This is a genomic window from Psychromonas sp., from assembly GCF_047632995.1.
Lineage (GTDB): Bacteria > Pseudomonadota > Gammaproteobacteria > Enterobacterales > Psychromonadaceae > Psychromonas.
Genome location: NZ_JBLIEK010000227.1, coordinates 1 through 3225 on the forward strand (window position 1 = coordinate 1; position 3225 = coordinate 3225).

The 3225-nt window shown below is 40.6% G+C and carries 2 protein-coding genes and 1 pseudogene; 2 read left to right on the forward strand and 1 reads right to left on the reverse strand.

Annotation, left to right across the window (positions count from 1 at the left end):
* A partial coding sequence (locus ACJAT7_RS18670; protein WP_415228292.1) for a MalM family protein occupies positions 1 to 783 on the forward strand: 783 nt, incomplete at its 5' end.
* Between the two features lie 459 nt (positions 784 to 1242).
* Positions 1243 to 2640: a carbohydrate porin gene (locus tag ACJAT7_RS18675; RefSeq protein ID WP_415228293.1), complete on the forward strand. Its 1398-nt coding sequence runs from the start codon at positions 1243 to 1245 to the stop codon at positions 2638 to 2640.
* Positions 2641 to 2924: 284 nt separating this feature from the next.
* On the opposite strand, the pseudogene ACJAT7_RS18680 reads toward ACJAT7_RS18675, so the two are convergent.
* Positions 2925 to 3225, reverse strand: a pseudogene (locus ACJAT7_RS18680) (hypothetical protein); the annotation flags it as partial.

A 3225-nucleotide genomic window follows, 5' to 3' on the forward strand; every position in this document is an offset into this window, starting at 1 on the left:
GATGTTGGAGCACTTAGCGCTCAATTACGCTCAGATAACGTAACTGTTGTCGATATTAAGCGCTTACCATTTCAAATGGCATCACTGGATACGACTAATCGTATTGATATCACTGCCGACTCTCCTATCGTTAACCTTCCAGAAGGCAACTCTTTTGTTGCAGCTTTACTGCTACCAGAGCAGATTAGCCGATTTACCTTTGAGTTAGAAAGCGTTGTTGGTCGTACTGTATTTGTGCCGAGTGTCATTTTTCTAAATGAAAGTTTTCAGGAAGTAGATCGTATTGATGATGCGAAATTAAACGATGATGGTTTTTTCTTTATGCAGAAAACCCTGACCGATGAGATGCAGCAACAGGCTCGTTATATTTTGGTCTACAGTAAAGAGAGCACTTTCGACGGGAAAAGTGAAATCGTTAATCTGGCCCGTGAATATGAATTGAAAAAGGGCAAAGTGCTCTCGGAAGCTTCTCATCCCAAGCTCTACACTAAACATTCTCCGATTGGCCATCTTAACATTCGTTTTAAAGACGTTTTTGTTAAGGCTGTAGGGCATGTTGTAGAAGAGGTGAAACAAAATAATACGCCGGCACTTAACGCGGTTGCTGTCGATGCGCCAGTAATATTAAGTGATACTGAAGAATTTTATTTAGAGCAGATTAGTAAAGCGCTAAAAGAGGGCAATAATTCGCGTGCTAAGAGTTTAGTTGCAGAAGCGGAGCGCGCTGGCTCAACAAAAGCAAAATCACATTACTTAAAAGAGCTGGATAAGCTACAACAGTGATTGAAAATCAGATTGTTTTATAGCCCATTCACAGAAAAACGCTGGAATCAGTATATTAAAGTGAATGGGTAAAATGAAAATCGCTCTTTTAACTGTGCGTAATGAATAATAATAAGATGAACAGCAGAGTAAAGCTGTAAATACAGTGTATGTCTTGGACGTTTACTTTACCCTTTTTTAATGTTTCACCAACGGCCCATTCGTAAGTCGACCCTATGAGTTCAAAAGATAATTTCAGAGTGTGATCTACATCCCATGTAAGCGCTTACTTTAGTGATGTTGCTCACTTTACACCCTCTGCTTTGCCTTTATACTTATCTTAGAAATTGGCCACAGATTGTTTATTGTTTCTGCGAATTTTATCAATTCACATTTGGCTGTTTTTTTAATAACAGAGAAAGCGCTTACATCTTGTTTTCTTTATCAATATACGGAAAGTAATAAAATTATGGAGTTACAATGAAACTATCAAAATTAACCCTTGCATGTCTGCTTGCTACATCAGGTCTATCTGCAACGAGTGCAACTCAGGCTGCGGTAACCGACGGCTTTGAATTCCACGGCTACTTCCGTGCGGGTGTACTTTTAAGTTCAGAAAATGATTTTAAGCGTTCAAACTTCGTTGCTCAAAAAGAAACACTAGGGCGTCTCGGTCTGGAAGCCGATAACGATGCATCACTTGATTTTGTTAAAAAGTGGTCATTTGATGATGGCAAAACAATTCGAATTAATGTTGGTTTAGGCGATACGGGTGACGAAAGTTCACTCAGTTCAAGTGCTGATGCATATCAGATGGGCGTTGGTCAGACTTATGTTGAGTTTACGGGCGTAACGTCATCAGGTAAATTCTGGGGTGGTACCCGTGATTACGGTAAAGACAACTATATCTTTATGACCGATTTGTTCTATACCGACATGTCAGGTACAGGTATCGGTATTGAAGGATATGAGGTGGGAGATCTCCTTTTTGATGCCGCCTATATTGCCAGTGATCGCATTGATGATGTTCTTGGACGCTGGGATGCAAATGAATACGATAAATCTGCTAACCTCAATAATTTAATGCATGCTTTCAATCTGAGTGTTAACTTCGGTTCGTTGGAACTGAGCGCGTTATACAAAGTTATGCCTGATAACTGGGATGAAAACGGTTATCAATATGCTGAGGTAGGTGGCGATTTGACCGCTATTTATAATCTATCCAGCTTCTTTTTTATACCGGGTAATGGCTTTTCAAAAATCATTGCACAAGCAGGTGTTGGTCTAGGCTCAGGTAATTTACTGGGCGGTACAATCACATCATATAATGCTTATCACCCTGGTTCACAGTTCCAAGGTGAGCATAATGATTGGGCTGCTTGGCATCCATCTGCAGGGGATGCGCAACGTCTCTTGACCTATGTTGATGAAAAAGATACATCGGCTCGATTGCTACTCTGGGGTGGCTACTTCCTAGAAAATGGCATCAGTTTTTTCCCGTCTATTCAGGGCCAGTATAATGACCATGACGCTGATGGACAATGGACCTATGACACAACTGCGGGTGGTTTAGGAGCTTATGATTACTGGGTATCAGCCATGGTACGCTCTAACTTCCCTGTAGCGGATAACTTCTTTGTATCCTCTGAAATAGGCACTGTTCACAATAACTGGAATGGTGAGACTAGTAGTCAAAGTAAAATCACCGTGGCACCCACCTGGATTATCGGCACCGGCCAAGGACCTGCACCAGAGATTCGCTTATTAGCAAGTTACATAGATAATGCATGGGGACCTGCACGCGATCAAGATGAGAATGGCGATCTTAAATATGATCATGATATCGTCATCGGTATGCAAGCTGATATGTGGTGGTAACCACTAACGTTTGATTATGGATTTTCATTAATCAATAAAAACCGCCATTCGCAGGAATGGCGGTTTTTTTATAGGCAAAAAACTTAATAATGCCATAAGCGTCGATAGTTTTAATTGCTTATCTATTTTATATTGAAATGATTTTTAGCGAACGCTATAAAGGCGGTTAACTTATTTGATTGATGAATTAGTTGCACATAAACCGTAAACCATGAAAATTGTAACTCCTTCAGGCATCTCATTTGCCAATATGGGTAGTAATTCCCCCTGACTCATCTCTTGAACTACCGAGTGTTCATGCACTCTAATGATGCTTTCTCCCTTAATGCTAATCTCTTAATATGATTATCGTTTATCTGCAACCAACCATCTGCAGCCACGCTAGTGGTCAAAAACACCCAAGTTAGTTGCTCTTGCCCGCGTAAACATTGGTGTGTTTTTAAATCGTAAGGAGTCTTTGGTTTACCATGTTGTTTAAAATACTCAGGGGAAGCATAGCAGCAGTGCTGATAGGGCAAGATAGCTTTTGCCTCCATATTTAAAGGAGGGGCATTTGTGGCACGAAAGGCCAAATCAAAATAGATC